We start from the raw sequence: 21,637 nt of genomic DNA, 5'->3' as shown, positions 1-21,637 counted from the left end.
GCATCGGCCGCATGGCGGTGAACCGGATGCTGCGCGGCTCGGGCGTCGGGCGCCAGGTGCTGCAGGCGCTGATGGCCGCCGCCGCGGCCCGCGGCGATCGTGAAGTGATGCTGCACGCGCAGCGCAGTGCCGAGTCGTTCTACCTGGCCATGGGCTACCGGCCGCGCGGCGCAGCGTTCGAGGAAGCCGGCATACCGCATATCGAGATGGCGCGCCCGCTGGCCGGCGCCTGACCATGGCCCGCAGAAGACCACATTCCGGGGCGGCGCGCGCCGCGGCCGCCGCGGCGGCCGGTCCGGCGCCGGCCCCGGTCGAATCCGGCCCCACCGCCGGTCTGCCGCCCGAGGCCGGCAGCCGCGCGATCGTCCCGATCCTGGCGCTGATGATGTTGCTCGCGCCGGCGCTGGGCGTGCCGCGCGAGGAAATGCTGCAGGACACGCTGAAGTCGATCGTCGTGTCGGCGGCGACGCTGGGCGCCGCGCTGCTGTTCTTTGCCCGGATCGCCGGCGACCGGCCGGCAGTGCGCTGGCACGGCGCCGTCTGGCTGCCGCTGCTGCTGCTGGTGTACGCGCTGGGCAGCATGGCCTGGTCGCACACATTCCTGGCCGGCGTCGAAGCGGTCCGCTGGTTCGTCTTCGGCTTGTTGATGTGGCTGGGCCTGAACACGCTGTCGCGCCCCAGCCTGCCGCTGCTGGCCTGGGGCATCCACGCCGGCGGCTTCATGGCGGCGCTGTGGGCCGTGTTGCAGTTCTGGGTCGACCTGCGGCTGTTCCCGCAAGGGCCGCACCCGGCCTCGACCTTCGTCAACCGCAATTTCTTCGCCGAGTTCGCCGTCTGCACGGTGCCGTTCGCCGCGATCCTGCTGGCCCGCGCCCGCCAGAGCGCGCAGGCCGTGCTGCTGGCCGCCAGCGCCGCGGTGGTGATCGTGGCGATCATGATGACCGGCACCCGCGCCGCGCTGGCGGCGCTGTGGCTCCAGGTGCTGGTCCTGCTGCCGTGGCTGGCGTGGCGCTACCGGCGGCAGTTCGCGTTCGCCGGCTGGAGCCGCGGCCTGCAGGCGCTGGTCGCCCTGACGCTGGTGGGCGGCGTGCTGGCGATGGGCGCGATCCCCACCGGCGACGCGAAGATCGTCGAAGAGCAGCGCGGCGCGACCGCGCTCGAGCGCGGCCTGAAGCGCACGGCATCGATCTCGCCCGACGATCCTTCGCTGGGCATCCGGCAGGTGATGTGGCGGGCGACCGCACGCATCATCGCGGCGCACCCGCTGGCGGGCGTGGGCGCCGGTGCCTGGGAAAACGAGGTCCCTCTCTACCAGGAACGCGGCGCGCAGCTGGAGACCGACTATTACGTCCACAACGAGTACCTCCAGCTGCTGGCCGAATACGGGCTGGTGGGCTGGGTGTTCCTGCTGGCGCTCGCCGGCTGGCTGGTCGCCACCGCGTGGCGGACGCTGCGCGCCCGCACCGAGGCCGAGCTGGCCGAGGCGCCGTGGCGCGCGCTGCTGCTCACCAGCCTGCTGACCCTGTTCGTGGTGAGCAACGTCGGCTTCCCCTGGCGCATGGCCAGCACGGGCGCGCTGTTCGCGCTGTGCCTGGGCGCACTGGCGGCGTCCGATGCGCGGCTCGGCCTGGCGCGGCGCTGGGCGGCCGCCGCCGTGCGCTGGCGCCCGCAGTGGTCGCAGGCGGCGGCAGCAGCGGTGGTGACGTCGCTCGCGCTCACGGCCTTCATCAGCTGGCGGGCCGCGGAAGCGGAGTTCAAGATCGTGCGCGCCACCCGCATCGCCTTGTCGATCTCGGCGTCCGGCGATCCCAACGATCCGCGCTGGGCGCCCGCCAAGGCCCAGATGCTGCAGCTGATCCGGCAGGGCATCGCGATCAATCCCCATTACCGCAAGATCACGCCGATGGTGGCCGACGAGCTGGCGCGCTGGGGCGACTGGCAGAACGCGATCTGGATCTGGGAGAGCGTGCTGTCCTCCCGTCCGCACATCGTCGCCATCATGGCCAACGTGGCCCGCGGCTACGCCAGCACCGGCCAGCTCGACCAGGCCATGGCGTACCTGGAGCGGGCCAAGCGGATTCAGCCCAGCGCCCCGTCGGTGCGGTCGCTGGAGGTCATCCTGCTCAGTCGCACCGGCCAGACCGGCCGCGCGCTGGCACTGGGCCGGCTGGCGATCGACGACGAGCTGTACGACTACGACCTGGCCAGCACCACTTTCCTGCTGGCGTGGAAGGCAGGCGACTGGGAGCTGGCGCGCCGCGCCATGCGGCTGCGCATGGTGGGTTGGCCGGGCACGCGGGCCGAAGGCTACCTGCAACTGGCGACCATGTACGACCAGGGGATGCACGAACCCGAGCAGGCGCTCGGCGCCTACCGGCAGGCGCTGGCGCTGGTCAGCGGCCCGCAGCGCGAGGCGCTGGCCAGCCGGATTCCGGCCGCGTACGCCGCCAGGCTCGGCTTGGCCGGCGGCGCCGCGCCGGCGCCTCAGAGGTCGGCGAGCAACGGGTAGGGCGGCGCGGCGACGGCCAGCGGCGGCCCGTCCGGGGCGCCGCCCGTGATGCGGCCGCCCGCGGCCGCGGTGATCTGCAGCGAGACGATCGCGTCCCAGCCGCCGCGCGGGGCGGCGGCGGCCTGCGCCACCAGGCCGCACGGCTGCTCGGCGTCGGACTCGTGGAACACGTCCTGGCCGGCCTGCAGGACCTCGTTCGAGTGCGCCAGGTAGGCGCGGCGCTTGAGCGTGCCGCGGAACTGGCTGCGGGCGACGACTTCCTGCCCGGGATAGCAGCCCTTCTTGAAGTTCACGCCGCCGACCGACTCGTAATTGAGCATCTGCGGCACGAACGCCTCGACGATCGGCGCGCTGACGGTGGCGATGCCGCTGCGAACCTCGCCCCACTGCCACAGCGCCGGATCGAGCGCCGGCCCCGGCGGCGGCGCCTCGGCGGCGGCGCCGATCCACAGCCGGCGCGGCTGTCCGTCGGCCGGGTAGAGCCGGATCACCGTGGCGGCGCCGAGCTGGGCCCGGCTCCAGGGCGGGCCATCGGCGGCGGCGGCGAGCGCCGCTTCGCCGGCCAGGCCGTACAGCGCGAATTCGGCGCTGGCGTCGCTCAGCTTGGCCTTGGCCCGCATGACGAACATCGACAGGCGCTTGCGCACCGCTTCCAGGATGTCGCGGCTGACGACGAGCACCACTTCGGTCTGGCTGCGTTTGAAACCGATGAAACTGGCCTGCATCCGGCCCTTGGGCGTGCAGTAGGCGGCCAGCCGGGCTTCGTCGGGGCGCAGCAGCGCGAAATCCTGCGTCAGCTGGCCCTGGAGGAGGCTCGTGGCGTCCTCGCCATCGACGCGCAGGACGCCCAGGTGGGGCAGGGGGGATATACCGTTCAGGACATGGCTCATGAGGTCTCCCGCGGGCGGCGCCGGTGCGCCGCCACCACGCCGCCCGTGGGCAGCGTTGCGTTCATGAGGTGAATTATCATCGTCCTCCGATTCACTCGAAGGGCGAAGGGCGGCAGTGCGGCGTTTGGTGTTCACGGTGTTCCTGCTGGCGGCCTTGCTGGTGCTCGCCGCCGGCGGCTGGGGTGTGTGGTGGATCCAGCATCCGCTGCGCCTGGCCACGCCGACGGTCGATCTCTCCATCGAACCGGGGACCTTGCCGCGTGCGGTCGCGCAAGCGGTCGCCGATGCCGGCGTGGACGTCGATCCGCAGCTGCTCTACGCCTGGTTCCGGCTCTCGGGCCAGGGCCGGGCGATCAAGGCCGGCAGCTACGAGCTCGAAGCCGGCCTGACGCCGCAGCGGCTGCTGTCCAAGCTGGCCCGGGGCGAAGAGTCGCTGCGGGCGGTGACGCTGGTCGAAGGCTGGAACTTCCGGCAGCTGCGCGCCGCGCTGCAGAAGGAGGAATCGCTCAAGCCCAGCACCAAGGCGCTCGCGGACGACGCCGTGATGGCGCTGCTGGGCCGGCCCGGCGTGCATCCCGAAGGGCGCTTCTTCCCGGACACCTACACCTACGCGAAGGGCTCGACCGACGTCGCGGTCCTGCGCCGTGCCATGCGGGCCATGGACAAGCGGCTGGCGGCCGCCTGGGCCCAGCGCGCCCCGCAGACGGCGGCCAAGACGCCCGACGAGGCGCTGATCCTGGCCAGCATCATCGAAAAGGAAACCGGCAAGCCCGGCGACCGGCCGATGATCTCGGCCGTGTTCAACAACCGGCTGCGCGCCGGCATGCCCTTGCAGACCGATCCGACGGTGATCTATGGCATGGGCGCCGCCTTCGACGGCAACCTGCGCAAGAAGGATCTGCTGGCCGACACGCCCTGGAACACCTATACCCGGGCGGGACTGCCGCCGACGCCGATTTCGATGCCGGGCAAGGCCTCCCTGCTGGCGGCGGTGCAGCCGGCGCCGACCCAGGCCCTGTATTTCGTGGCGCGCGGCGACGGCACCAGCCAGTTCAGCAGCAGCCTCGACGAGCACAACCGCGCCGTCAACAAGTACCAGCGCGGCCAATGAACCGGACCCCAGGCCTCTTCATCACCTTCGAGGGCATCGACGGCGCCGGCAAGTCGAGCCACATCGAGACGCTGGCGGCCGAATTCCGCAGCCGCGGCCGCACCGTGGTGGTGACGCGCGAGCCCGGCGGCACCGCGCTGGCGGAGCAGTTGCGCTCGCTCGCGCTCAACGCACCGATGGACGCCCTGACCGAGGCGCTGCTGATGTTCGCCGCGCGGCGCGACCATCTGCAGCAGGTGATCGAGCCGGCGCTGGCGCGCGGTGACGTGGTGTTGTGCGACCGCTTCACCGATGCGACCTTTGCCTACCAGGGCCATGGCCGCGGCTTCGACCAGGCGGTGCTGAGCGAACTGGAGCGCTGGGTGCAGACCGTGCCGGCGCTGCCGGCCGGGGTGCTGCGGCAGCCGGATGCCACGCTCTGGTTCGACCTGGCGCCCGAGGTCGCCGCCGAGCGCCTGGCCGGCGCCCGCGTGCCCGACAAGTTCGAGGCCCAGCCCGCCGAGTTCTTTCGCCGGGTGGCGGCCGGCTACGCGGCCCGTGCGGCGGCGGACCGGGGCCGCTTTGTCCGGATCGCCGCCGACCAGCCGCGCGACCGGGTCTGGGCCGCGCTGCTGCAGGCCGTTCGCAGCCGGGGATGGCTCGGATGAGCGAACGCGCTCCCTGGATCGCGGCGCAGGTGCGCCAGCTGCTCGGCCAGCGCGGTCACGCCTGGCTGCTGCACGGACCGTCCGGACTTGGACAGTACGAACTGGCGCTGGAACTGGCCCGGGCCTGGCTGTGCGACGATCCCGGCGCCGGCGGCGCCTGCGGCCACTGTCCCAGCTGCCACGCGATCGACGTGCGGGCCCATACCGACCTGTTCGTGCTGATGCCGGAGACGGTCATGATCGCCCGCGGCTGGCCGCTCGGCGAGAAGGCGCAGGCCGACATCGACGACAAGAGCCGCAAGCCCAGCAAGGAGATCCGGGTCGACGCGATGCGCGACGCGGTCGAGTTCGCGCAACGCACCAGCGGGCGAGGGCGGGGCAAGGCGGTGCTGGTCTACCCGGCCGAGCGCATGAACTCGATCACCGCCAACGCCCTGCTCAAGACGCTGGAGGAACCGCCGGGCGACGTGCGCTTCGCGCTGGCCACCGAGGCGGCGCACCAGCTGCTGCCGACGATTCGCAGCCGCTGCCTCGGCCACGCCATGACGTGGCCGCAGGAAGCCCAGGCCACGCAATGGCTGCAGGCGCAGGGCCTGCCGGCGCCGGACGTGCCGGCGCTGCTGCGCGCCGGGGGCGGCCGGCCCCAGCAAGCCATGGCGCTGGCCGAAGCCGGGCTGGATCGCCGTGCCTGGTCGCAACTGCCAAAGGCGCTGGCCCGCGGCGACGCCGCGATCCTGGCCCAGTGGAGTCCGCCGCAGGCCATCGACGCGCTCCAGAAGCTGTGCCACGACCTGCTGGCGGTGCGCACGGGCGCCGCGCCCCGCTTCTTCGAGCCGGCCGACCTGCCGGCCGGCGCCGGGTTCCAGGCGCTCAGCGACTGGTCGCGCGAGCTGGCGCAGACCGCGCGCACCGCCGAGCACCCGTTCAACGCCGGGCTCATGCTGGAGGCACTTGTGAGCCGGGCGCGGCGCGCCCTACACTCCGGTGCTTGAATCATCCGCCATGAGCACTGCCAACACCCCCCGTCCCAGCGTCATCCAGCTCGCCATCAAGGAGAAGGCGGCGCTGTATGCGGCCTACATCCCGCTGTTCGCGGATGGCGGCGTGTTCATCCCGACCACCAAGGACTACAAGCTGGGTGACGACGTGTACGTGCTGCTCTCGCTGCCGGACGACCCGCAGCGCTATCCGGTCGCCGGCAAGGTGGCATGGGTGACGCCGCCGCGGGCGGCCGCCAACCGGACGCAGGGCGTCGGCGTGCGCTTTCCGGCCGACGAGAAGTCGCGCGTGCTCAAGATCAAGATCGAGCAGATCCTGGGCACCTATCTCGCATCCGAGCGTCCCACCCAGACCATCTGAACCGCGCCCTGCGCGCGCTGTGGCACGCCCCCGCGTGCCGTGCCTGCCCCATGTTTGTCGATTCGCACTGCCATCTCACGTTTCCCGAGCTTCTGCCGCGCCTGCCCGAAATCCGGGCCGCCATGGCCGAGGCCGGCGTCGACCGCGCCTTGTGCATCTGCACCACCATGGAGGAGTTCGAGTCGGTGCACGCGCTGGCGCTGGCGCACGACAACTTCTGGGCCACCGTCGGCGTCCATCCCGATACCGAAGGGCTGACCGAGCCCTCGGTCGGCGACCTCGTGGAGCGCGCTGCCCGGCCGCGGGTGGTCGCGATCGGCGAAACCGGCCTGGACTACTACCAGATGGAAGAGCGCAAGGGCGGCCGCGCCGTGGCCGATCTCGAGTGGCAGCGCGAGCGCTTTCGCACCCACATCCGCGCGGCGCGCCAAGCCGGCAAGCCGCTGGTGATCCACACCCGCGCCTCGTCCGCCGACACCATCGCGATCCTGAAGGAGGAGGGCGAGGACGGCGGCCGCGCATCGGCGGGCGGCGTCTTCCACTGCTTCACCGAGACGGCCGATGTCGCCCGGGCGGCCCTGGACCTCGGCTTTTCGATTTCGTTTTCGGGAATCCTGACCTTCAAGAGCGCCCAGGACCTGCGTGACGTCGCCGCCTTCGTGCCCCTGGACCGGCTCCTGATCGAGACCGACAGTCCCTACCTGGCGCCGGTACCGTACCGCGGCAAGATCAACAATCCATCGTACGTGCCGTTCGTGGCCAAGCAGCTGGCGCAGCTGCGCGGACTGACCGTCGAGGAGATCGCGCGTCACACCAGCGCCAACTTCGAGCGACTGTTCGGCCTCGGCCAATCGTGAGAATCAACATGAAGAAGATCTTGTATCTCGTTGCTGCAATTGCATGTTCCGTTGCCACAGCGGGCTCGTACGAGGACTTCTTCAGCGCCATCAAACAGGACGACGCCGGCACGGTCCAGTCGCTGCTGCAACGCGGGTTCGATCCCAATACCCTCGATCCCCGGGGCCTGAACGGGCTGTACCTGGCGCTGCGGGAGCCGGCGCCGAAGGTCGTCCAGACGCTGATCGCGTGGCCGAAGACCAATGTGGAGATCCGTACGGCCCAGGACGAAAGCCCGTTGATGATGGCGTCGCTGAAGGGCCAGACCGACGTGGTCCAGAAGCTGATCGACCGCGGCGCGGACGTCAACAAGACCGGCTGGACGGCCTTGCACTATGCGGCGACCGGCGGGCACCTGGCCATCATGGCCTTGCTGCTGGAACACCATGCCTACATCGACGCCGAGTCGCCGAACGGAACGACGCCGCTGATGATGGCGGCGCACTACGGCAGCACCGAAGCCGTCAAGCTGCTGCTGAACGAAGGCGCGGACGCCACGCTGAAGAACCAGCAGGGACTGACGGCCATCGACTTTGCCCACCGCGCCAACCGCGGCGACGCGGCCGACCTGATCGCCCAGGCGATCCGGCAGAAGCAGCCGAAAGGCAAATGGTGACAATGTCTTGGCACCGAAAGTTCAGGTGAATTGTTTCGACCCTGGCTGATGATGACGGACCGCGGGGCCCGGCTGAACAATAGCGTCCGGCGACGCAAGTGCGCCTGGTTTACTCGATCGTCTACTTGATACGATGTATATTATGTTAACTAATAATCGTGAGTAATCACAGCGATGGCCCGGTCACCCGGCACGCGGCCCGAGGCGCCGAGCCGAGCGCAACCGCCAGCGGCCCTGCACGCCTCGCCAATCACTGCCTCCCGTCAGCGGTGCCACGAGCCGCGAACGGCCGCCGGACCTGCGCCGCAATCCACGCGAACGCTAGAGTAAAAATCTAGGTCAAGTCGATGGCTGCGGCACGGCCCCTCCATCAGGCGAGCGCGGGTCGGCGTAGTCGCTCCTTGCGAGACGCGGGCTGGTGCCTGCGATCGGGACCTACGGCAGCCAACTACGCCGCCCGTATCGCAACTCCTGCACGCGGGCTGATCTGTCCAAGCAATAGGTCAAGCTACGCAGGCAGCTCTCAAGAATTGGTGGGAAGCGGACACCGCCGGTTTACAAGAAGCTGCCCGCGGCCAAACCATCGGCCGTGATCTTCGAGCGCCCGTGCCTTCAGAGGGCACGGAGCCGTGGCTCCGGAGAGCCGGGGCCCGCCCTGCCCCTCCGGCGCAGCCGGGCGGAGCACCGGGTCAGCGGTCCCATGCCTTCACTCGCAGCGCGGCCTGCTCGACTCCGAAGACGAGATCGCCTCGCTCGTGTGGTCGAGCGTGGACCTGCATCTTTCCTGCAGTTCCCGCACCCTGGCCTCCAAGGCAATTTGCTGTCGTGTTCCGGGCTGCCGCTGGCGCACCGCTCGAAGTTCGAGTTCGGCAAGCGTCCACTCGCAATACAGCGACCGCCACTGATCCACCATGGCCTGAATCGAAGACATCGTTCTTGAACTTTCTGATCGCACTCGAGCTTCAGCAAGCCGCGCCTGTGAAGCGAGTGGAGTCGGAAGGATCGTACGGAACTCTGGCGCGGCTCCGTGTAGGACTCGCGCCAGATCACCGTAAGACACGGCAATGGCCGCGATGACGGACGATGCCGCTCCCGGACTCGGGCCAGACCCGTCACGCGGCGGGCGCGGGACTCCATTCGGGACGGTCGTCGCGTCCGCTGTCGATCAGGAGCAGGTGCCGCCCCCGGTACGGCAGCAGCGCGCGCGGCTGCCGCGCCGGCGCGGCGTCACCGGCATCCAGCACGCCGTATTCGTCGAGAAAGGCGATCAGGGTGGCCGGCACCAGGATGCAATCGTCGGTGCACGGTCGGCCCAGGCGGCCCTCGGCCTCGCGCCCGGCGCCGCGCAACTGCACGCGCGCGCTGCCGCCGCCGGCCCGCTCCCAGGCGAAGTCGTAGACCCCGCGTGCCGCCTCGATGCAGCGCGTCGCACACACGCCCTGCCCGTCAAGGATGCCTGCGCGCTCCAGCAGGCCGGCCGCTTCGACGCCGTCGCGGGCGCGCCGGGTGGAGACCGGCGAGGCGCCGATCAACGCGTACGAGCCGGGCAGCAGACGCCAGAACAGGAACGCCGCCTGCACGTGCGGATTGCGGTCCACGAGCAGCACGTACTGCGGCTCCAGCAACGGCTGCCGTTCATTGAGCAGCTGCATGTCGGCGATGGCGCCGTACAGCCGCACATCGACGGCCGGCACCTGCAGGCGCTGCACCACGGCGAGCCGGTAATGTCTGGCCAGTTCGTGCGGCGTGAGCACCGGCATGGCCTGCGTGCGCCAGGGCAGCGCGCTGGCCGCGGCGCCAATCAGCACGTGGCGCCGGGTGAGCGTGTGGCGAAGCGGGTCGGCCATGCATGCACGTTAGGCATGCGGCCGCGACGCGGTTTTGCGCCACGTCAAGATCGTGGCGAGTGGCTAACCGTGGCGGATCAACTGGCGTGCGCGCTCGCCGACCTTGGCGAAGGCGGCACTCAGCACCTTGCGCTCCGCCTCGCTCAGATCAGACAGCAGGTATTCCTCGCGCGCCTGCACCATCGGCACGATCTTGCGATACAACGCGAGGCCGGGCGGCCGCAGCCGCACGAGGTAGGCCCGGCCGTCCTCGGGATCGGGCGAACGCTCGACCAAGCCGTCGCGTTCCAGCTTCGCCAGCGCGCGGCTCACCTGCATCTTCTCCATCGTCGTGCGCCCCAGCACGTCGCTGGTCTTCATCTCGCTGGCCTGGGCCAGGGCGGCCATCACGCGCCACTCGTCGCGGCCGAGCGCAAAGCGCGTCTGGTAGACCTGGGCCGTCGCCAGGCTGACCTGCTCGGCCAGGCGCGCGAGCTGGTACGGAAAGAATTGGTCGAGATCCACGCCGCAATGGTATCTCCTGTTACCTTGACTCAAATTCGCAGGGAGCAAATTGATTTGTCAAGAGGGCAAGCCCCCGCTTGCCGCCGGGCGTCCTTCCGAACCATGATAGTAACTCCAGTTACTACCCAACCGAAGGGAGCATCCCGTGAAGATCGATCGCATCCACCACGTCGCCTACCGTTGCCGCGATTCCAAGGAAACCGTCGAGTGGTACCGCAAGCATCTGAACATGGAGTTCGTGCTGGCCATCGCCGAGGACCGTGTGCCCTCGACCAAGGCGCCCGACCCCTACATGCACCTGTTCATGGATGCGGGCAACGGCAACGTCCTCGCCTTCTTCGAAATCCCGAACTCGCCGCCCATGGGGCGCGACCCGAACACGCCGAACTGGGTGCAGCACATCGCCTTCAAGGTGGACAACGAAGGCGTCCTGACCGAGATGAAGGCCAAGCTGGAGGCCGAAGGCATCGAGGTGGTCGGCATCACCGACCACACGATCTTCAAGTCGATCTACTTCTACGATCCCAACGGGCACCGGCTCGAACTGGTGGCCGACACCGCGACGCCGGCCCAGATGAAGCAGCTGGACGACGTGAAATGGGAGATGCTGGATGAGTGGACGCGCACCCGTCGCGCCCCCAAGCATGCCGCATGGATGCACGAGCGCGAGCTCGCCGGCGCCGCCTGAGCCTGCGATGCTGAAGACGTACCGCTACCCCGAGTACGCGTACCGGCAGTCGGACGAGCAGCGCCGTGGCGTGGTCAAGCGCCACCCGGTGGTGATCGTCGGCGCCGGTCCGATCGGACTCACCGCCGCGCTGGAGTGCGCGCACCGCGGCATCCCCGCCGTGCTGCTGGACGACAACAACACCGTCAGCATCGGTTCGCGGGCGGTGTGCTACGCCAAGCGCCCGCTCGAGATCTGGGACCGGCTGGGCGTCGCCGAGCCGATGGTGCGCAAGGGCGTGAACTGGAAGGTCGGCAAGGTCTTCTTCCACGACGACCTGGTCTATCGCTTCGACCTGCTGCCCGAGGCCGGCCACAAGATGCCGGCGATGATCAACCTGCAGCAGTACTACCTGGAGGAAAACCTGGTGGCCGCCTGCGAGCGAAGCCCCCTGGTGGACCTGCGCTGGAAGCACAAGCTGATCAGCCTCTCCCAGGAGGCCGACCATGCGAAGCTGACGCTGGAGACGCCCGACGGCGTCTTCCAGGTCGAGGCCGACTGGGTGATCGCCTGCGACGGCGCCAACAGCGACACGCGCAAGATGGTGGGCGCCGAGTTCACCGGCCAGTTCTTCCAGGACCGCTTCCTGATCGCCGACGTGGTGATGAAGGCCGACTTTCCGACCGAGCGCTGGTTCTGGTTCGACCCGCCCTTCCATCGCGGCCAGAGCGTGCTGCTGCACAAGGAGTGCGACAACGTCTGGCGCATCGATTTCCAGCTGGGTTGGGACGCCGACCCGGAACAGGAGAAGAAGCCCGAGAACGTGATCCCGCGGATCCAGGCGATGCTGGGCAAGGACGTCGAGTTCGAGCTCGAGTGGGTCTCGGTGTACCAGTTCGCCTGCCGCCGCATCGACCGCTTCCGCCACAACCGCGTGCTGTTCGCCGGCGACGCCGCCCACCAGGTGTCGCCGTTCGGCGCCCGCGGCGCCAACACCGGCGTGCAGGACGTGGACAACCTGGTGTGGAAGCTCAAACTGGTGCTCGACGGCCAGGCGCCGGAATCGCTGGTCGACAGCTACCACGAGGAGCGTGCCCACGCCGCCGACGACAACCTGCTGAACTCCACGCGCTCGACCGACTTCATCACGCCCAAGAGCCGCGGCAGCCGGATCCTGCGCGACGCCGTGCTGCAGCTGGCCGAACACCAGCCGTTCGCCCGCACCCTGGTCAACAGCGGGCGGCTGTCCACGCCGACGCCGTACCTGCAGTCGGCGCTGAACACGGCCGATGAGGACGCGTTCGCCGGCGCCATGCGGCCGGGCACCAACTGCGCCGACGCGCCGATCACGCGGCGCGGCGAGCCGGGCTGGTTCCTCGATCAGCTGCCGCCCGGATTCGCGCTGCTGGTGTTCGCCCCCGACGCGCCGGTCGCCGCCGTCACCGCCGGCGACGTGACGGCCAGCGTGGTCTGCGTGGGACGCGACTTCAGCGATGCGCAGGGCCTGCTGGCGCAGCGCTACGACGCCCGCCCGGGCACGGTCTACCTGCTGCGGCCGGACCAGCACGTCGCCGCCCGCTGGCGCAGCTTCGATCCAGTCCGCATCCGGGCCGCCATCGCGCGCGCCTGCACCATGGAGCCGTCATGACCCTCAAGCTCGATCCCAACATTCAGGACCCCGACGGCTTCTACCAGGAGCTGATCGGCATGCAGCGTGAGCTCGACGACGACCAGGCCGCGCAGTTCCAGGCGCGGCTGCTGCTGGTGCTGGCCAACCACGTCGGCGACCGCGCCGTGCTGAGCGCAGCGATGCAAGTGGCGCGTGATGCCGGCGTGAAGCCCTCGACGTGAGACCACGCACTGCCCGCCGCGGCGGGCAGCAGCGAGGCGGCAGTCGGCGCGAAGCTGCTGCCGCCTTTTTCTTTCGTCGTGAAGCGTGGCCCGTGGGCCGCGCGATCAGATCGCCGGCGCGGGGACGATGGTGCCGGTGCACGGCCCGAAGCCGATGCGCCGGGTGCCGGGGCGCTCGCACCAGCCGCGCAGGCTCAGCGTGTCGCCGTCTTCAAGGAAGGTGCGTGACTCGCCGTTGGGCAGCCGGATCGGCTGCTTGCCGCCTTGCGTGAGTTCGAGCAGCGAGCCCGCCTGCTGCGGGCCCGGACCCGACAGCGTGCCCGAGCCGAACAGGTCGCCCGGCTGCAGGTTGCAGCCACCGCTGGTGTGATGGGCGACGAGCTGGGCGGCCGTCCAGTACGCCGCTTCCGCGGCCGACGTGGCGGAGATGCGCACTGCCGGCGCGCCGGCCTCGTGCATCGCGGCGGTCTGCAGCCAGACCTCCAGCCGGATGTCGAGCGCGCCGCTCCCGCGGGTCTCGGCCGAATCGAGGTACGGCAACGGTTCGGGCGACCCGGCCGGCCGCTGCAGCGGCGCGCGGAACGGCGCCAGCGCCTCCATCGTCACCACCCATGGCGAGATCGTGCTGCCGAAGTTCTTCGACAGGAACGGCCCCAGTGGCTGGTATTCCCAGGGCTGGATGTCGCGGGCCGACCAGTCGTTGAACAGCGTCACGCCGAACAGATGCTCCTCGGCCCGGGCGACCGGCACCGGTTCGCCGAGCGCGTTGCCCTGCCCGATCAGGAAGCCGAGCTCCAGTTCGCAGTCGAGCCGGCGGCTGGGGCCGAACGTCGGCTGCGCAGCGTCGGCCGCCTTGGTCTGGCCGAGCGGTCGCCGGATCGGATGTCCGTTCGCGACGATCGACGACGAGCGGCCGTGGTAGCCGATCGGCACCCACTGGTAGTTCGGCAGCAGCGGGTTGTCGGGGCGAAAGAGCTTGCCGACCGCGGTCGCGTGATGGATGCCGGTGTAGAAGTCGGTGTAGTCGCCGATCGCGCACGGCACCGTCAATTCCACCGCCTCCTGCGGAAGCAGGCACGGCAACAGCGCGTCGCGCTGCGCGCTGCCTTCGGCCAGCGCCTGCGACAGCGCAGTCCGCAGGGCGCGGCGCGCCTGCGCGCCGAGCGCCATCAGCGGTCGCAGGTCGCCGCCGGCCACCGCGTCGAGCGCGGCTGCAGCCCCGGGGTTCCAACGGCCATGCTCGCGGGCGGCCCGCACATCGAGCACCTGGTCGCCGATGGCCACACCGATGCGCCACGCCGCAGTCCCGCCCGCCCGGCGGAAGCGCCCGAACGGCAGGTTCTGGATTGGAAAGTCGGTGCCGTCGGCGTTGGCCGAGGCCACCCAGCTGCGCAGGGCCGGATCGTGCGTTTCGTCGAGGCGCATCGTGTCCTTCGCGGCCCGTCAGTCCAGCTTGATGCCGGTGACTTGCACCAGGCGGCCCCAGCGCTCGCGCTCGAGCTTGGTGTAGGTCGCCATCTGCTGCGGCGTGCCGGGCAGCGACTCCAGCGCCAGCGCCTGGAAGCGCGCCTTGACCGGGGCCGAATCGAGCGCGGCCTGCAGCGCCTTGTTGAACCTGGCCACGGTCTCCGGCGGCGTGCCCGCCGGCACCACCAGGCCCTGCCAGGCGTACGCGGTGAAGTCGCTCAAGCCCTGCTCCGCCAGTGTCGGCACGTCGGGCATGGTCGCCAGGCGCTCCGGGCTGGCGACGCCGAGCGCGCGCAGCTTGCCGGTGGCGATGTATTGCTGCACGCTGGCCGAATCGATCAGTCCGAACGGCACCTGGCCGCCCAGCAGGTCCTGCACCGCCGGCGCGGCGCCGCGGTACGCGATGTGCTGCATCTTCAGGCCGGTGCGCTCGCGCAGCATCTCGGCGGCCAGGTGGTGCGGGCTGCCCACGCCGGCCGATGCGTAGCTCACGCCCTTGGCGTCGCGCTTGGCCCAGGCGACGAACTCCTGGAAGTTCCTGGCCGGCACGTTCGGCGCCACCACCAGCAGCAGCGGGAAGCGGGCCAGCATGCCCACCGGGACGAAATCCTTTTCGGCGTTGTACGGAAGTTTCGCGAACAGCCAGGGGTTGGCCGCCAGCGTCGCGAAGTCGGCGGTGAACAGCACGTGGCCGGTGTCCTTGGCGTTGGCCACATAGGCGGCCGCGATGTTGGTCGCGGCCCCGGGCTTGTTGTTCACCACGATCGGCTGGCCCAGCGTCTTGCTCATGACGTCGGCGATGGTGCGGGCGACGGCGTCGGAGCCGCCGCCGGCCGGGTAGCCCACGACCCATTCGATGGGCCGCGCGTCCTGGGCGGACGCGAGCGATGGCGCGGCGACGGCAGCGGCGGCGAGCGCCACGGCGAGCAGGCTGCGGCGGGAAATGGCGTTGAACTTCAAGGTGTGTCTCCGGTTGGAATGGTGGTTGAAGCGGGGCGGACGGCGGCGGCCGCGCGCGACTCAGCCTTCGAGCGTTTTCCACATCTCGACGTCGCGCTCGGCGGTCCAGATGCGGGGATCGGCATGGCCGGTCATCTCGTCGTAGCAGCGCGTGACGTCGAACGGCATGCAGTGGTCGAAGATGACCCACCCGGCGTACTTCGGCTTGAGCCTGGCGTAGGTGTCCTTGTAGACGGCGTTCAGATCCTTGCCGGCCTGCACCCCGGCCTGCACGCACTCGCGCACGTCGGTGATGAACGCCCGGGTGCCGGCCAGCCCCTGCTGCACCTGCTCGGGGGTGGTGAGGGCGGCGCCGCGCCCCGGCACCAGCGCCGCCGGCTGCAGCGCCGCGATGTTGTCCAGCGTCTGCGGCCAGTCCCTGAAATACGCGTCGCCGGCGTACGGCGTGGCGTCGAACTCGACCAGGTCGCCGGAGAACAGGATGCCCTGCTGCGGCAGCCAGGCGACCGTGTCGCCCTTGGTGTGGCCGCGGCCCAGCTGGATCAATTGCACCTCGAGCCGGCCCAGCCAGATCGACATCCGGCCTTCGAAGGTGATCGTCGGCCAGGTCAGGCCCGGCGGCACCGACTCCACCGCGCGGAACAGGCGCGGAAAGCGGCCGATCTCGCTCGCCTTGTCCTGCTCGCCGCGCTCGACGATCAGGTCGTAGGTGTCGCGGCTGGCGATGATGTGCTGCGGCTGGTAGCCGGCGGCGCCGAGCACGCGCACCGCGTGGTAGTGGCTCAGCACGACGTACTTGATCGGCTTGTCGGTGACCTCGCGGATGCGGCGCACCACGTCCTGCGCCATGACCGGCGTCGCCTGGGTGTCGATCACCATCACGGCGTCGTCGCCGACGATCACGCCGGTGTTCGGGTCGCCTTCGGCGGTGTACGCGTAGGCGTTGGCCGAGAGCTGGACGAAGCTCACTTTCTTTTCTTCGAGGTCGGCTTGCGAGGCAAAGGCTTTGGCGGTCATGGCGTGGAGGTGGCGGTGTGTGTGTGACAGCGGGAATTCGAACTCGATTTGTCTTATGCAAATGCGTTCGCGCATCGTAGCCGGCGCTCCGAGGCGTTGTCAAACAGATTTGCGTATGACAAACTCGGTGTTTTCCATGATGAGCAGCCGCCACATGCAACAGAAGGCCAGCGAGGACCAGGACAACGGGCAGCGGGCGGTGCAATCCGTCGAGGTGGGCGGCCGCCTGCTGCTGGCCCTGGCCGACAGCGGCTCGCCGCTGCCGCTCAAGGAACTCGCCGCGCGCGCCGACCTCAGCCCGTCGCGGGCGCACCCCTATCTGGTGAGCTTCCAGCGCCTCGGTCTGGTCGAGCAGGATGCCGCGTCGGGCCGCTACGCGCTCGGTCCGGCCGCCATGCAGATCGGCCTGGCCTGCCTGCACCAGTTCGACCCGCTCACGGCCGCCACCGCGGTCGGCGAGGAACTGGCGCGCGCCACGGGCCACGCCGTCGCCCTCGCCGTGTGGGGCAACTTCGGGCCGACCATCGTGCGGCTGTTCGAGTCGCAGCAGCCGCTGCACGTGTTGCTGCGCGTGGGCACGGTGATGTCGGTGCTGGGCACCGCCACCGGCCGCGCGTTCGCCGCGGCCTTGCCGGCCGAACGGCTGGAGCGCGCCGTGGCGATCTCGCACGGCGTCGACGTCGGCTCGCATGCGGCGCCCCCCAAGGGCTGGCGCAAGGAATTGGAGGCGGTCGTGCAGGAAGTGCGCCGGCACGGGCTGGCGCGCGCGGTCGGCCGGCCGATCCCGGGGGTCAATGCGTTCAGCGGCGCCGCCTTCGATCACGAAGGCGAAGCCGCCGTCGTGATCACGGTCCTCGACCACGAGGACCGGCTCCAGGGCGACTGGAACAGCGAAGGCGCACGCGCCGTGCGCGAGGCCACGGATGCGATCACGCGGCGACTCGGCGGCAAGGTTCCCGCCCTGCGGAGCTGAGCCTGGACGCCAGGTACAGTCCCCCCTCCCCCGGCCCCGGCGCTGCAGCCGGGGATCCGCCCTTCCCTTCAGGAGTGACGATGCCCGACGAGGACCCCGAACAGGCCGCCGCGCGCGAGGATCTGTGCCGCTGGCTGGCCGCGTGCTACTACGAACCGGACGCGGTCCTGGCCGAAGAGAAAGTCTTCGACGCGATGGCTTCCGCCGCCGACCGGCTGGATGCTGAACTCGGCGCCGGCGCCCGGCGCCTGGGCGACGCATTCGCCGCGGCAGGCCTGCCGGCCCTGGTGGCCGATTATCAGCGGCTGTTCGTCGGCCCGGGCGAGCCGCTGGCGCGACCGCTTGGGTTCGCCTGGCTGGGCGACGGCGAGCCCCCGGCAGCACAAGCATCGACCATCGCCCTGGAAGGGCTGTACGCCGAGGCCGGCTTCGAGATCGATGAGGAGGCGGGCGAAGTCCCTGACCACGTCGCGCTGGAACTCGAATTTCTCTATCTGCTGACCCACAAGGGCAACGAGGCCAGGCGGGGCGGCCACCAGGAAGTCATCGCGGGCTGGGCCCAGCTGCATTCGCTATTCCTGGCCGGCCACCTGGGGGCTTGGATCGGTCGCTTCGCGGCGGCCGTCATCGCCAACGCCGAAACCGCCTTCTACCGCGAACTGGCGGCCCTCACCGCGCGCTTCGTGCAAACAGGCGTCGAACGGCTGTCTCGCCGCTGAGCGCGCCGCGATCCGCTGGAGGGTCCGGCTGACGAAACGCAAGCGTCGGCCCGATTTTCGCTTTTGCCGGCCTGCCGCCTGTGGGAAGCTTGCAGGGTTGTTCCTCGCTGCGTGTCCCGATGAATCTCGTCCTCCGCAACGTCGTGGCGGTGCTGTTCTGGCAACCTCACAAATACCGCGCGCCGCGCCGTGCGCTGCAGGCGGCGGGTCTGAGTGCCCTGGCGACGGTGCTGCTCGGCGTGCTGCTGTTCAGTGCCCGCGCCCTGTGGGTCGTGGCGCTGGCGCAGTTGCTGGCGGTGGTGGCGTTCGTCTGCAAGCTGCTGTGGACGAAGAACTTCGCCGCGGCCGACATCGACACCGAACGGGTACTGGCCCGCAGCCTGTTCGCCGCGTCGGTCGGCACCTGGCCGGTCGGACTGGCGCTGGCCACCGGGCTGCCCACCGAGCTGGTGCTCGCGGCGGCACTGCACGGCGCACTGCAGGTGTGGTGGCAGGTGGTGCCGCAACGAAAGATCGACGGCCCGCCGACGGCCGCCGTCAGCGCCACCGCGCCGCATCCGGGCCAGCCAGGCGAAGACCCGCGGCGGGGCCGTGTGGGACCGGCCATCGGTACCTTCCGTGGCCACGCGATCGCCGCTTGGCTGTGCGACCAGTTCGGCCAGATCCATGACTTCGCCGGCTGCACCGACGATCCGGCGGGATTCCGGCCCCGCGAAGGGCAGACCGTACTCAGCACCGGGCTGGTCTACGAGCTGCGGGGCGCCGCCACCGAGCTCGACGCGCCCGCACCCGAATAGCGGCGCGGGCGCTGCGGCTCAGTCGAAGTAGCCGCCCTGCAGGTGCCGGCGGAACAGCTCCGGCCAGCTGCGCCCGGGCTGGTAGCCGGCCGCGCCGCGATGGCCGGTCACGATCATGGTGCGCAAGCCGGCGTCGGCGCGCTCGACCACGCGCAGGCTCAGGCCCAGGTGCTGCTTGCCCGCGACGCGGACGATGTCGGCGAAGAGCTCGGCCTCCAAGCCGGACGCGGATGTCTCTGTCATCTCCATGGAACGCCCGCCGGAGCGAGCGGGCGCACTGTCGGCGGGTAAAGCAGGGTAAGAGGATGTTGGCGCCGCGCCGCCGCGCACCCGTTCAGCGCACGGAAGGCTCGTCCACCACCGGATTGGAAAGAATGCCGATGCGCTCGATCTCGACCTCGATCGTGTCGCCGGCCTTCATCCACACCGGTGGCTGGCGCGCATGGCCGACGCCGGAAGGCGTGCCCATCGCGATCACGTCGCCCGGCTCGAGCGTCATCGCCTCCGTGAGCAGGCACAGGGCCTCCACCACCGGCGAAAGCATGAGCGATGTGTCCGAGCTCTGCATCACGGCGCCGTTCAAGCGCGACTGGATCTTCAGGCCGACGGCGCCCGGCGGCAGTTCCGACGCCGGCACCACCCAGGGGCCGAGCGCACCGGTGCCGTCGAAATTCTTGCCGATCGTCCATTGCGAGGTCTTGCGCTGGTAGTCGCGCAGGCTGCCGTCGTTGAAGCAGGTGTAACCGGCGACGGCGTCCAGCGCATTGCCGGCGGTGAGATGCCGCGCGCGGCGGCCGACCACGACCGCCAGTTCCGCTTCGAAGTCGAACTTCCCGGACACGCGCGGCCGCACCATCGGGGCGCCGTGCGCCACCAGCGAGCTGGCACCGCGCATGAAGAAACTCGGATAGTCGGGCTTCGCGTGGCCGCCTTCGGCGGCATGGTCGGCGTAATTCAGGCCCAGGCAGACGATCTTGCCGGGCTGCGGCACGGCGGGCAGCAAGCGCGCCTTGGACAGCGGCGCCAAGTTGGCCGCGTCCCGCCTCGCCTGCTGCACGGCCTGGGCCACGCGGTCGGGCGACTGCATGAGCCAGGCGGCCATGTCCTGCCGCGGCGACAGCGGCGGCAGCGCGACGAGTTGATCGTTCTCGACCCAGCCGGTGACGGCCCGGCCATCCTGTTCGAATGTGGCGAACTTCATGGGGACTCCTCAGGCCGCCAACTATAAGGGGCGCGGCCCCGCTTCCCCGAAAGCCTTCAGCGAACCGGCGCGCCGATGAAGTCGTCGGCAAGGCGGCGCGCGGCCGCCGCATACAGCAGCACGTCGACACCGGTCGCCACGAAGGTGCACCCGAGCGCCAGGTAGCGGCGCGCGAGCGCCGCATCGCCGGTGAGCGTGCCGGCCGCCTTGCCGCTGCCCATGATCGTCTTCATCGCCTGTTCGATCGCCGCCAGCACCTCGGGATGGTTGGGCCGGCCGCGGTGCCCCATCGAGGCCGCGAGGTCCGCCGGCCCGATGAACACGCCGTCGACGCCGTCGGTCTCGCAGATCGCCTCGAGGTTGTGCAAGGCGGTGACGCTCTCGGCCTGCACCAGCAGGCAGATTTCGCCGTCGGCGCGATCCAGGTAGTCGGCGCGCTGCGACCAGCGCGAGGCGCGGCCCACGGCGCTGCCGACACCGCGGATGCCGGCCGGCGGATAGCGGGTGGCGGCCACCAGCTGCCGCGCCTGCTCCGCGGTGTCGACCATCGGGACCAGCAGGTTCTGCGCCCCGATGTCGAGCAGTTGCTTGATCAGGGCGACGTCGCCGTTCACCGCGCGCACTACCGGCTGCGAGCGGTACGGCGCGATCGCCTGCAGCGCGGCCAGCGTGCGGCGCACGTCGTTGGGCGCATGCTCGCCGTCGACCAGCAGCCAGTCGAAGCCGGCGGTCGCGCTGACCTCCGCCATGTAGGGGTCGGCCATCGACAGCCACAGCCCGATCTGCGGGCGTCGCTCCGCCAGCGCGCTCTTGAACACATTGCCGCTCGTCATGAAAACTCCGCAAAAGGGTTGGTCAGCTCACGATGCCCAGGTGCCAGGCCACGAACTCGTGGTCGCCCAGGCCGAGGCCCTCGCTCTTGGTCGGCTCGCCCGAGGCGGGGCGCAGGATCGCGTCGAAGATCCGCTGGCCCATCTGCGCCACGTCGACGTCGACGTCGACGTCGAGCATCGCGCCGCAGTTGAGGTCCATGTCCCGCGCCAGGCGATGGTACATCGCGCTGTTGCTGGCCAGCTTGATGGTCGGCGCCGGCTTGGAGCCGAACATCGAACCGCGGCCGGTGGTGAAGCAGATCAGGTTGGCGCCACTCGCGATCTGGCCGGTGACGGCCACCGGGTCGTAGCCAGGCGAATCCATGAACACCAGTCCGGCGCGGTCGATCGGCTCGGCGTATTCGTACACCGCCTGCAAGGGGGACGTGCCGCCCTTCATCGCCGAGCCGAGCGACTTCTCGAAAATGTTGGCCAGGCCGCCGGCCTGGTTGCCGGGACCGACCACGCCGTTGAACTGGGCGTTGGGGCCACGCGTGCTCACGTTCCTGGGCGAACGCGATGCCGCAGGCTTTCTCGCCCGGTCGGTGGGGCGGCACTTCGAGCGCCAGGGCGCCGTTCGGGTGCTGCCTGTGCCGGTGCGGGTGGACCTGCCGCCGGTCGGGATGATGACCATGCGCGCGCGGCCCAATTCGGCCACGACGGCGGCCCTGATGGACGATCTGAGATCTGCGGCCCAGAACGTGGCCACGGCCTAGCCAGCAGAGCTTGCCAA

Annotated in this window: 24 protein-coding genes and 1 pseudogene; 15 read left to right on the top strand and 10 right to left on the bottom strand. The window is 70.2% G+C overall.

Annotated features, from left to right (window positions below; translation table 11 throughout):
- Window positions 1-233, top strand: a 233-nt coding sequence (locus tag VNT59_RS13145) for a GNAT family N-acetyltransferase (protein WP_325498863.1), incomplete at its 5' end; no start/stop codon positions are given.
- A 2-nt stretch (window positions 234-235) separates the two neighbouring features.
- A complete protein-coding gene (locus tag VNT59_RS13140) occupies window positions 236-2,509 on the top strand; it encodes an O-antigen ligase family protein (protein WP_325498862.1) in 2,274 nt (757 codons plus the stop codon).
- On the opposite strand, the gene VNT59_RS13135 is transcribed toward VNT59_RS13140, so the two are convergent.
- The gene (locus VNT59_RS13135) at window positions 2,485-3,399 is read right to left on the bottom strand and encodes a folate-binding protein (protein WP_325498861.1); all 915 of its coding nucleotides are present in this window, start codon (window positions 3,397-3,399) and stop codon (window positions 2,485-2,487) included. The genes VNT59_RS13140 and VNT59_RS13135 overlap by 25 nt on opposite strands.
- Before the next feature lie 115 nt (window positions 3,400-3,514).
- Here VNT59_RS13135 and mltG point away from each other — a divergent pair, with 115 nt between their 5' ends.
- The 6 genes from mltG to VNT59_RS13105 are packed head-to-tail and all read left to right on the top strand — an operon-like array spanning window position 3,515 to window position 8,029.
- Window positions 3,515-4,510, top strand: a complete 996-nt coding sequence (mltG, locus tag VNT59_RS13130; protein WP_325498860.1) for an endolytic transglycosylase MltG — start codon at window positions 3,515-3,517, stop codon at window positions 4,508-4,510.
- On the top strand, window positions 4,507-5,157 hold the full coding sequence (gene tmk, locus VNT59_RS13125) for a dTMP kinase (protein WP_325498859.1): 651 nt from the start codon (window positions 4,507-4,509) through the stop codon (window positions 5,155-5,157). Before mltG ends, tmk begins: the two co-directional genes overlap by 4 nt.
- On the top strand, window positions 5,154-6,149 hold the full coding sequence (locus VNT59_RS13120; RefSeq protein WP_325498858.1) for a DNA polymerase III subunit delta': 996 nt from the start codon (window positions 5,154-5,156) through the stop codon (window positions 6,147-6,149). Before tmk ends, VNT59_RS13120 begins: the two co-directional genes overlap by 4 nt.
- A 10-nt stretch (window positions 6,150-6,159) precedes the next feature.
- Window positions 6,160-6,516, top strand: a complete 357-nt coding sequence (locus VNT59_RS13115; protein WP_325498857.1) for a PilZ domain-containing protein — start codon at window positions 6,160-6,162, stop codon at window positions 6,514-6,516.
- 50 nt (window positions 6,517-6,566) lie between these two features.
- Window positions 6,567-7,373, top strand: coding sequence for a TatD family hydrolase (locus VNT59_RS13110; RefSeq protein ID WP_325498856.1), 807 nt, complete (start codon window positions 6,567-6,569; stop codon window positions 7,371-7,373).
- Window positions 7,374-7,381: 8 nt separating this feature from the next.
- Complete coding sequence (locus VNT59_RS13105) at window positions 7,382-8,029, top strand: ankyrin repeat domain-containing protein (RefSeq protein ID WP_325498855.1); 648 nt, start codon at window positions 7,382-7,384, stop codon at window positions 8,027-8,029.
- A gap of 1,112 nt (window positions 8,030-9,141) precedes the next feature.
- Here the strand turns inward: VNT59_RS13105 and VNT59_RS13100 are convergent.
- Together VNT59_RS13100 and VNT59_RS13095 are read right to left on the bottom strand one after the other, a co-directional pair.
- Entirely contained in the window at window positions 9,142-9,876 is a 735-nt protein-coding gene (locus VNT59_RS13100; RefSeq protein ID WP_325498854.1) for a hypothetical protein, read from the bottom strand.
- Between the two features lie 63 nt (window positions 9,877-9,939).
- A complete protein-coding gene (locus VNT59_RS13095) occupies window positions 9,940-10,380 on the bottom strand; it encodes a MarR family winged helix-turn-helix transcriptional regulator (protein WP_325498853.1) in 441 nt (146 codons plus the stop codon).
- A gap of 145 nt (window positions 10,381-10,525) precedes the next feature.
- Between VNT59_RS13095 and VNT59_RS13090 the strand changes: the two genes are divergently transcribed.
- Genes VNT59_RS13090 through VNT59_RS13080 form a run of 3 tightly spaced genes read left to right on the top strand, consistent with a single transcriptional unit; the run spans window position 10,526 to window position 12,898 of the window.
- The gene (locus VNT59_RS13090) at window positions 10,526-11,068 is read left to right on the top strand and encodes a VOC family protein (RefSeq protein ID WP_325498852.1); all 543 of its coding nucleotides are present in this window, start codon (window positions 10,526-10,528) and stop codon (window positions 11,066-11,068) included.
- Window positions 11,069-11,075: 7 nt separating this feature from the next.
- On the top strand, window positions 11,076-12,695 hold the full coding sequence (locus VNT59_RS13085) for an FAD-dependent oxidoreductase (RefSeq protein ID WP_325498851.1): 1,620 nt from the start codon (window positions 11,076-11,078) through the stop codon (window positions 12,693-12,695).
- Window positions 12,692-12,898, top strand: a complete 207-nt coding sequence (locus VNT59_RS13080) for a DUF2783 domain-containing protein (RefSeq protein WP_325498850.1) — start codon at window positions 12,692-12,694, stop codon at window positions 12,896-12,898. The genes VNT59_RS13085 and VNT59_RS13080 overlap by 4 nt, the downstream gene beginning before the upstream one ends.
- 105 nt (window positions 12,899-13,003) lie before the next feature.
- On the opposite strand, the gene fahA is transcribed toward VNT59_RS13080, so the two are convergent.
- From fahA to VNT59_RS13065, 3 genes are read right to left on the bottom strand one after another with little or no spacing between them, the layout of a single operon-like run.
- Window positions 13,004-14,323: a fumarylacetoacetase gene (gene fahA, locus VNT59_RS13075; RefSeq protein WP_325498849.1), complete on the bottom strand. Its 1,320-nt coding sequence runs from the start codon at window positions 14,321-14,323 to the stop codon at window positions 13,004-13,006.
- 18 nt (window positions 14,324-14,341) lie between these two features.
- Window positions 14,342-15,325 (bottom strand): tripartite tricarboxylate transporter substrate binding protein, encoded by a 984-nt coding sequence (locus tag VNT59_RS13070; protein WP_325498848.1) that lies wholly within the window; start codon window positions 15,323-15,325, stop codon window positions 14,342-14,344.
- Between the two features lie 60 nt (window positions 15,326-15,385).
- Window positions 15,386-16,342: an MBL fold metallo-hydrolase gene (locus VNT59_RS13065; protein WP_325498847.1), complete on the bottom strand. Its 957-nt coding sequence runs from the start codon at window positions 16,340-16,342 to the stop codon at window positions 15,386-15,388.
- Window positions 16,343-16,496: 154 nt separating this feature from the next.
- On the opposite strand from VNT59_RS13065, the gene VNT59_RS13060 reads away from it, so the two are divergent.
- The 3 genes from VNT59_RS13060 to VNT59_RS13050 all read left to right on the top strand — a co-directional run bounded on the left by VNT59_RS13060 (window position 16,497) and on the right by VNT59_RS13050 (window position 18,831).
- Entirely contained in the window at window positions 16,497-17,315 is an 819-nt protein-coding gene (locus tag VNT59_RS13060; RefSeq protein ID WP_325498846.1) for an IclR family transcriptional regulator, read from the top strand.
- 80 nt (window positions 17,316-17,395) lie between these two features.
- Window positions 17,396-18,034 (top strand): molecular chaperone TorD family protein, encoded by a 639-nt coding sequence (locus VNT59_RS13055; RefSeq protein WP_325498845.1) that lies wholly within the window; start codon window positions 17,396-17,398, stop codon window positions 18,032-18,034.
- Between the two features lie 119 nt (window positions 18,035-18,153).
- Window positions 18,154-18,831 (top strand): hypothetical protein, encoded by a 678-nt coding sequence (locus VNT59_RS13050; protein WP_325498844.1) that lies wholly within the window; start codon window positions 18,154-18,156, stop codon window positions 18,829-18,831.
- Between the two features lie 18 nt (window positions 18,832-18,849).
- Here VNT59_RS13050 and VNT59_RS13045 read toward each other — a convergent pair whose 3' ends face one another.
- The 4 genes and pseudogenes from VNT59_RS13045 to VNT59_RS13030 all read right to left on the bottom strand — a co-directional run.
- Entirely contained in the window at window positions 18,850-19,074 is a 225-nt protein-coding gene (locus VNT59_RS13045; RefSeq protein WP_325498843.1) for a hypothetical protein, read from the bottom strand.
- A 91-nt stretch (window positions 19,075-19,165) separates the two neighbouring features.
- A complete protein-coding gene (locus VNT59_RS13040; protein WP_325498842.1) occupies window positions 19,166-20,032 on the bottom strand; it encodes a fumarylacetoacetate hydrolase family protein in 867 nt (288 codons plus the stop codon).
- A 56-nt stretch (window positions 20,033-20,088) separates the two neighbouring features.
- Complete coding sequence (hpaI, locus tag VNT59_RS13035) at window positions 20,089-20,865, bottom strand: 4-hydroxy-2-oxoheptanedioate aldolase (protein ID WP_325498841.1); 777 nt, start codon at window positions 20,863-20,865, stop codon at window positions 20,089-20,091.
- A gap of 22 nt (window positions 20,866-20,887) precedes the next feature.
- Window positions 20,888-21,400, bottom strand: a pseudogene (locus VNT59_RS13030) (altronate dehydratase); the annotation flags it as partial.
- Between VNT59_RS13030 and VNT59_RS13025 the strand changes: the two are divergent.
- On the top strand, window positions 21,399-21,620 hold the full coding sequence (locus VNT59_RS13025) for a hypothetical protein (protein WP_325498840.1): 222 nt from the start codon (window positions 21,399-21,401) through the stop codon (window positions 21,618-21,620). The pseudogene VNT59_RS13030 and the gene VNT59_RS13025 overlap by 2 nt on opposite strands.
- The last annotated feature ends 17 nt before the right edge of the window (window positions 21,621-21,637 follow it).

It is taken from the genome of Ramlibacter sp., assembly GCF_035554825.1.
GTDB lineage: Bacteria > Pseudomonadota > Gammaproteobacteria > Burkholderiales > Burkholderiaceae_C > Ramlibacter.
This window is presented reverse-complemented; position numbering and strand designations above follow the sequence as displayed.

Excerpts from the sequence above, each read along its gene's own strand:
- VNT59_RS13040 (WP_325498842.1), bottom strand. The coding sequence starts at position 20,032 with ATGAAGTTCGCCACATTCGAACAGGATGGCCGGGCCGTCACCGGCTGG.
- VNT59_RS13045 (WP_325498843.1), bottom strand. The coding sequence starts at position 19,074 with ATGACAGAGACATCCGCGTCCGGCTTGGAGGCCGAGCTCTTCGCCGAC.
- VNT59_RS13080 (WP_325498850.1), top strand. The coding sequence starts at position 12,692 with ATGACCCTCAAGCTCGATCCCAACATTCAGGACCCCGACGGCTTCTAC.
- VNT59_RS13050 (WP_325498844.1), top strand. The coding sequence starts at position 18,154 with ATGAATCTCGTCCTCCGCAACGTCGTGGCGGTGCTGTTCTGGCAACCT.
- VNT59_RS13060 (WP_325498846.1), top strand. The coding sequence starts at position 16,497 with ATGCAACAGAAGGCCAGCGAGGACCAGGACAACGGGCAGCGGGCGGTG.
- VNT59_RS13120 (WP_325498858.1), top strand. The coding sequence starts at position 5,154 with ATGAGCGAACGCGCTCCCTGGATCGCGGCGCAGGTGCGCCAGCTGCTC.
- VNT59_RS13085 (WP_325498851.1), top strand. The coding sequence starts at position 11,076 with ATGCTGAAGACGTACCGCTACCCCGAGTACGCGTACCGGCAGTCGGAC.
- VNT59_RS13055 (WP_325498845.1), top strand. The coding sequence starts at position 17,396 with ATGCCCGACGAGGACCCCGAACAGGCCGCCGCGCGCGAGGATCTGTGC.
- fahA (WP_325498849.1), bottom strand. The coding sequence starts at position 14,323 with ATGCGCCTCGACGAAACGCACGATCCGGCCCTGCGCAGCTGGGTGGCC.
- hpaI (WP_325498841.1), bottom strand. The coding sequence starts at position 20,865 with ATGACGAGCGGCAATGTGTTCAAGAGCGCGCTGGCGGAGCGACGCCCG.
- VNT59_RS13115 (WP_325498857.1), top strand. The coding sequence starts at position 6,160 with ATGAGCACTGCCAACACCCCCCGTCCCAGCGTCATCCAGCTCGCCATC.
- VNT59_RS13065 (WP_325498847.1), bottom strand. The coding sequence starts at position 16,342 with ATGACCGCCAAAGCCTTTGCCTCGCAAGCCGACCTCGAAGAAAAGAAA.
- VNT59_RS13110 (WP_325498856.1), top strand. The coding sequence starts at position 6,567 with ATGTTTGTCGATTCGCACTGCCATCTCACGTTTCCCGAGCTTCTGCCG.
- tmk (WP_325498859.1), top strand. The coding sequence starts at position 4,507 with ATGAACCGGACCCCAGGCCTCTTCATCACCTTCGAGGGCATCGACGGC.
- VNT59_RS13135 (WP_325498861.1), bottom strand. The coding sequence starts at position 3,399 with ATGAGCCATGTCCTGAACGGTATATCCCCCCTGCCCCACCTGGGCGTC.
- VNT59_RS13100 (WP_325498854.1), bottom strand. The coding sequence starts at position 9,876 with ATGGCCGACCCGCTTCGCCACACGCTCACCCGGCGCCACGTGCTGATT.
- VNT59_RS13140 (WP_325498862.1), top strand. The coding sequence starts at position 236 with ATGGCCCGCAGAAGACCACATTCCGGGGCGGCGCGCGCCGCGGCCGCC.
- VNT59_RS13105 (WP_325498855.1), top strand. The coding sequence starts at position 7,382 with ATGAAGAAGATCTTGTATCTCGTTGCTGCAATTGCATGTTCCGTTGCC.